Here is a 573-nt window from a genome sequence, read left to right on the forward strand (position 1 = left end):
GGGCACCCGGCGGCCAGACCGGCCGGCAACGGGGCGCGGTAGCGGCGAGGTCGACGAGCAGCCGGGCCGTCTCGGCCCCCGCCCGTCGTCGCCGGCAGCTGCGCACAGGCATCCCGCAGCTCGGCCGCCGCAGCCGGGTCGAGCAGGCGGGTCACAGCCGCCCGCATCCCCTCGGCGTCACCGGGGTCGACGCTCAGGCAGGCGCCCGCAGCGGCGAGCGTCGCCGCACGGCCGGGCTGGTCGTCGGTGCCCAGCGACTGGCCGGGGACGAGGACGGTCGGGATCCTCGCGCCGAGCAGCTCGTGCACGGAGTTGTAGCCCGCGGCGCTCACCGCCCCGTCGAAGGCCGCGAGCGAGCGCGCGAGCGGATAGGTGTCGGTGAGCAGGTGCACGTCCTCGCCGTCGCTCCCGATCCCGTGGCGGGCCAGGGCCGGGCTCGTCACGGCGACCTGCCACTCGGGAGCGGTGCTGCGCAGCACGTCGAGCGCCACCCGCACAGGGCTCGCGACGTCCTCGAGGGCACCGGTGCCGGGGGTGAGCAGCAGCGCCGGCCGGTCGGGGTCGAGCCCGAGC

Annotated in this window: 1 pseudogene; it reads right to left on the reverse strand. The window is 77.8% G+C overall.

The annotated features are described in order from the left end of the window. Nucleotides 1-573, reverse strand: a pseudogene (locus AC2W7J_RS18680) (hypothetical protein); the annotation flags it as partial.

It is taken from the genome of Janibacter sp. CFPM2_SD2, assembly GCF_057364645.1.